Origin of the sequence: Stenotrophomonas sp. GbtcB23, from assembly GCF_019091045.1 — a bacterium.
GTDB classification, from domain to species: Bacteria; Pseudomonadota; Gammaproteobacteria; order Xanthomonadales; family Xanthomonadaceae; genus Stenotrophomonas; species Stenotrophomonas rhizophila_A.
In genome coordinates this window covers 1-4919 of sequence record NZ_JAGXKC010000085.1, presented here as the reverse complement: position 1 = coordinate 4919, position 4919 = coordinate 1, and the positions used below count along the sequence as shown (strand labels likewise).

The 4919-nt window shown below is 62.6% G+C and carries 7 protein-coding genes and 1 pseudogene; 6 read left to right on the top strand and 2 right to left on the bottom strand.

The genetic code is table 11. The features are described from left to right. Positions 1 to 404: pseudogene (locus KVS69_RS17820) on the top strand (hypothetical protein); the annotation flags it as partial. Here the strand turns inward: KVS69_RS17820 and KVS69_RS17815 are convergent. Next, positions 393 to 1355, bottom strand: a complete 963-nt coding sequence (locus KVS69_RS17815) for an AraC family transcriptional regulator (RefSeq protein ID WP_217539311.1) — start codon at positions 1353 to 1355, stop codon at positions 393 to 395. The pseudogene KVS69_RS17820 and the gene KVS69_RS17815 overlap by 12 nt on opposite strands. Positions 1356 to 1443: 88 nt before the next feature. Between KVS69_RS17815 and KVS69_RS17810 the strand changes: the two genes are divergently transcribed. Both KVS69_RS17810 and KVS69_RS17805 read left to right on the top strand, forming a co-directional pair. Further along, a complete protein-coding gene (locus KVS69_RS17810; protein WP_217539305.1) occupies positions 1444 to 2277 on the top strand; it encodes an oxidoreductase in 834 nt (277 codons plus the stop codon). A gap of 92 nt (positions 2278 to 2369) precedes the next feature. Further along, on the top strand, positions 2370 to 2765 hold the full coding sequence (locus tag KVS69_RS17805) for a hypothetical protein (RefSeq protein ID WP_217539302.1): 396 nt from the start codon (positions 2370 to 2372) through the stop codon (positions 2763 to 2765). A gap of 10 nt (positions 2766 to 2775) precedes the next feature. Here KVS69_RS17805 and KVS69_RS17800 read toward each other — a convergent pair whose 3' ends face one another. Next, the gene (locus KVS69_RS17800; RefSeq protein ID WP_217539300.1) at positions 2776 to 3285 is read right to left on the bottom strand and encodes a DUF3011 domain-containing protein; all 510 of its coding nucleotides are present in this window, start codon (positions 3283 to 3285) and stop codon (positions 2776 to 2778) included. Positions 3286 to 3477: 192 nt separating this feature from the next. On the opposite strand from KVS69_RS17800, the gene KVS69_RS17795 reads away from it, so the two are divergent. From KVS69_RS17795 to KVS69_RS17785, 3 genes are all read left to right on the top strand, one after another. Beyond that, on the top strand, positions 3478 to 3711 hold the full coding sequence (locus KVS69_RS17795; protein ID WP_095363699.1) for a cyclase: 234 nt from the start codon (positions 3478 to 3480) through the stop codon (positions 3709 to 3711). Then, positions 3711 to 4421 (top strand): hypothetical protein, encoded by a 711-nt coding sequence (locus tag KVS69_RS17790; RefSeq protein ID WP_217539299.1) that lies wholly within the window; start codon positions 3711 to 3713, stop codon positions 4419 to 4421. Before KVS69_RS17795 ends, KVS69_RS17790 begins: the two co-directional genes overlap by 1 nt. Positions 4422 to 4463: 42 nt before the next feature. After that, positions 4464 to 4919, top strand: a 456-nt coding sequence (locus tag KVS69_RS17785; protein WP_217539297.1) for a hypothetical protein, incomplete at its 3' end; no start/stop codon positions are given.

Genomic DNA, 4919 nt, shown 5'->3' with positions numbered 1-4919 from the left:
CTCAACTTGCCCGCTACACAAAGGATCCTCGTTACGTTGCCCAGTCGGCACCGCGATCACTTCAGTTCCTGCTGGCAACGCAACAGGAGATGGCGGCCCAACTGGCAGCTGCAGGAATCAAGTTTGAAGGTGGTACGGATATCAAGACCTCGGAACTGACTCTACGTGTTTACGATGCAGGCGCTGCCAGAAAGGCACTTGCCAAGCTGTTGTCTGTCGTCTATTTCATACGGATTGAAGAAGTCAAAGGCGTCGACCCATCGAAAGACTTCATCCAAACAACCGACATCTCGGGTGGCCGCCGCCTTGATGGGTACAACGGGACGCACTTCGCTGTGCAGCCTTACATTGGCCTTCAAATGAAGCGGCGGATGGCCTCCAGGCGCTCTCCGTCAGTGGGATGAAACATAGCTTGCGCCGGGCCATGCCTGCGGAATGGCGAAGCTCTCGCGCATGCGCTGTGCTTCCTTTGCAGGTGTCAGCCCGAACAGCCGCTTGAACTCGCGGCTGAACTGCGAGGTGCTTTCGAAACCTACCGCATGGCACGCTGCAGCAGCCGTCATGCCCTCACGCACCATGAGCAGGCGTGCCTGATGAAGGCGCGTTGATTTCAGGTACTGCATGGGCGAGGTGCAGGTCACCGCCTTGAAGTGACTGTGGAATGAGGGCGTGCTCATTCCGGCGCTCTGGGCCAACCGTGCGACATCCAGCGCTTGGTCGTAGTCCGAGTGGATGCGTTCAAGCGCCTTGGCAATCTTTCCGAACCTTCCCTGTTGGGAGAGTGCCGCGCGCAGCACGGCCCCTTGCGGGCCGGTGAGCACGCGGTAGTACAGCTCACGGAGCAGCTGGGGGCCGAACAGGATCGATTCCACGGGATCGGCAAGCGCGCGGAGCAGACGCTCCAAGGTGAGCTGCATTACGTCATCCAATGGGCTGGACATCATGCTCTGCGGTTGTGCCACGTCTGAGCTGATGCCGTGGCGGTCAATCTCCAGCATCAGCTCGGCCGCAAGCGGAAAATCCAGGTGCAGGTACAGCGCCAGCAGCGGGGATTCCGCCGACGCATCCGTTTCCATGGTGAACGGCACCGGCACGGACACGGCCAGGTACTGGTTGGCGTCATACACGTACGTGCGGTGGCCGAAGTAGCCGCGCTTGCGGCCTTGGCAGACGATCACGATGCCCGGGTCGTACAGCACCGGGGTTCTCGAAAGTGGGCGGTCGGAGCGGAGCACCCGCACGCTGGGCAGGGCGGTCAGGTTGTAGCCCTCCACCGGTGCCAGCGCGCGCACGAGCGGTGCCAGCGGCAGGGGGCTGGCCGGTCGGGAGCGGGCGGTGGCATTGGCGGTGTTCATAGGATCAGGCAATAATCTGAGCGAATTTCGCCTTAGCGAGACCGGGTGGTGGGACTATTGTGCACCCCATCCCCTGATGGAGCACCCCATGACGCACCCCAAGCGAATTCTGATTACCGGTGTGAGCAGCGGCTTCGGCCTTGCGCTCGCCCGCGAAGCCCTGGCCGCTGGCCATGAGGTGGTTGGCACGCTGCGCCAGGCTGACGGCATCGCGGCGTTCGAGGCGCTGGCGCCCGGGCGTGCGCATGCACGGCTACTGGACGTCACCGATGAGGCGGCCATCGGCACGGCCGTCGGCACGGTGGAGGCGGAGCTGGGGCCGATCGATGTGCTGGTCAACAACGCTGGCTATGGTCATGAGGGCGTAATGGAGGAGTCTCCGCTGGCGGAGATGCGCCGGCAGTTCGACGTCAACGTGTTTGGCGCCGTGGCGATGATGCGGGCCGTCCTGCCCGGAATGCGTGCCCGCCGCGCGGGGCGGATCCTCAACATCACCTCGATGGGCGGCATCATCACCATGCCGGGCATTGCCTATTACTGTGGAAGCAAGTTCGCGCTGGAGGGCCTCAGCGAAGCGGTGGGCAAGGAAGTCCGTGACCTGGGGATCCATGTGACGGCGGTGGCGCCGGGCTCCTTCCGGACCGATTGGGCAGGCCGCTCCATGGTGCGCTCACCGCGCACCCTGAGCGACTATGACGCGGTGTTCGACCCGATCCGCCAGCGTCGGCAGGAGGTCAGTGGAAAGCAGCTCGGCGACCCACGGAAGGCCGCGCAGGCCATGTTGGCCCTGATGGACAGCGAAGCGCCTCCCGCGCACCTGCTGCTTGGCAGCGATGCCCTGGCCCTGGTTCGCGAGAAGCACATGACTGCTCTGGATGACCTCGTGCGCTGGGAGAGCGTTACCCGCTCCACCGATGGCTGAACGAGGGGCAGTTACATCGCGGGTGGCGAGCAGACTTCGGCCTGTGCTTTCATTGGAATCGCATGCTGCCGCATGTATCCAGAGAGACATCCATGCCGTCTGATACCAGAAGGATTTCCGGCGCAGCGCTGCTGCTGGTTTCCGTGGTCTACGCGCTCACCATTGTGTGGGGCGTTGAGTGGGTACTCGATTCACTGCGCTCACGCACGTTTGGAATGGGGCCAGAGCTGCAGCCACGCTGGGTGCGCACGGCTCTGGCCCTGGCACCGTTCGCCTTGTTCTCTCTCTGGGTAGTTGTTCGCCGCCCACCACGCGTGCGCCGAGGCTTCATCGCCGGCCTGCTGGCGTCGCTTGTGTTGTGGGGCTGGTACTACGCCGATGGATGGATGAACACCGGCGGCGGCGCCAACATCGGGCTGGGCATCATCATGATGCTCTCGCCACTGCCGGTGTTCGTGGTCATCCTGCTGTCCGCCCGCAAAGCGTGAGGTTCGCGGGTCACCGCAGCTGGCAGATGCCGTTGGCACCCTTGCGGCCGGTGTAGGACACCGACAGCGATCCGTCCGGGTTTTTACTCAGCGAGATGACCGTACCCGTGGCAGCGTCCTTGGCTTCGTAGTAGTTGTCATTGGACTTCTTCAACGTGGCCTCCTTGCCGTTGACGTACACCGGACCGCCCTGGTCGCCATGGACATCCAGGCCGCCGGGGCAGGTGGCGTTGAACAACGGCAGCCCCCCGCTGGCGGCGGGAGCTGCGGCAGCGCTATCCGAGGCATTCGTGAACACGGCACGGCAGCCCTGTTCGACCCACACGGCATGCTTGCTCAAGCCCCAGGTCACCCCTTCGGTGCAGGGCGATTTGCTCAACTGCCGCTTGACCTGCACATCCCCCTGGGTGTCCATGGGGCACTCGGTTCGACCACGACCCTTGGATGCACAGGTGACGTCGGCGGCCCATGCAGGGGCGGCGACCAACAGCGACAGACCCAGAACGATGCATGTACGCATGGTTGATTCCTGAAGTGTTTTGCGCCCTGCCAGAGGCGGTGTAGGCGCAGGAAACCTACCGCCGGGGTCGTTGCGCAGTGGTGAAGTCGAAGTGACCTGCGTGCGAGTGCGGGCGGCAATTCGACGGTCGCCCTGGCCGGGGTGTCGTGCGAGAATCCGGCAGACCTCGGCCGCATGGATCGGAAGGCTTGAATGGAAAAGCGTGTCTGCTTTGATTTCGAAATCGAGTTCAGCAACGGTGGTGGTATTCAGGGCCAGGAGTTCCGGCTGGATATCGAAGGCGACGACATCAGTGATGACGCGCTTGCTGACTACATCGTTCGCGACATGCGGCTGCTGATGGTCGGCACGGTGCGCATTCTCAACAAGCGGATCATCGAAGAGCCGCATAAGCGCCCACTGGATGCGCTTGACGGAGGGGAATGATGGCGTGGCACGGCATCGGACCGAACCTGCGGCGGGCATTCGTTCTCGCGGCGATTGCGCTGGGTTCGGCCTGTGGTGGCAAGCAGGACCAGCGGGTTGAAGAGGGCAATCCGGCTCCAGCGGCCAATGCACGGAGCAGCGCTGAACCCTCCAGAGCGCCGGGTGGGATGCCGCGCAGTGCTCCGGTGCTGGGTAACGATGTGCCCGACGTTGAGGCAAGCGCTTACATGGAGGCCAACGGCGTTTCCCTTGAAGTTGCCAGGGAGCGGCTGCTGATCGAGTCAGAGCTTATGCCACATGTCCAGGACCTACGGGAGCGATATCGAGAGAGGATGGCCTTCATTTCGATCGAGTCAACGCCCTACCAGCACCTGGTGGTAGGTTTGAAGGGGCCTGCAACGGAGCCTGTCCAGCTCATCAGAGTACGCGGGACCGATGTGAGGGTTGAGTTCGAGCAAGGCTACCCTTACACGGCGCAGGAATTCAGCGACATCATGAGCAGGGCAAGCGCCAGGGCTCTGGAGTTTTTTCCGGATGTGACCGGCCTGAGTGGTCGTCCGGAACTTGGTTTGATCGAAGTCATGGTGAGTGGAACAGACGAGCAGCGCTACCTGACCGCGAAAGCTGAACTTGAAGCGGTGGCCGGCATTGAGATCAAGATTCTGTTGGGTAGGTCCCCGCCGAGAGATCTGATTGATATTCCGCATTGATCGACCCAAGGAGTGAGCCGCAGCGTGAAACCGAATACTGGAATGCCGGCCTTCCTGGGTCGAATGGGTGCGTTGCTTCTTTCGCTACTTGTTGGCCTGCCGGCTGCAGCCGCGAATGCAGTGTTTCAAGATCTCCTGACGGTGCCGCGCGTGGACGGCAGCCTACTGGCCGTGCACGTGCAGCGCCCCTCTTCGACGGGCAAGGTACCGCTGCTGGTCTATATCGACGGCTCGCTCTGCATCCCCTCCACCTACAACGAAAGCGTTGCCTGGCTGCTGGAGAAGAGTGACGGTGCCCATCCCTTCGCGCTGGCGGTGATCGAGAAGCCGGGCCCAACCATCCCGGCGCTCAACGCCGAGGGAAATATCGAGATCGGACCAGATTTCCAATGCAGCGCGGAGTTTCGGCAGCGCTACTCCATCGACCAACGCGTGATTGACCATCTGCGCGCGTTGCAGCACCTGAACCGGCATGCGAGCTGGTGGAACGGGGAGCTG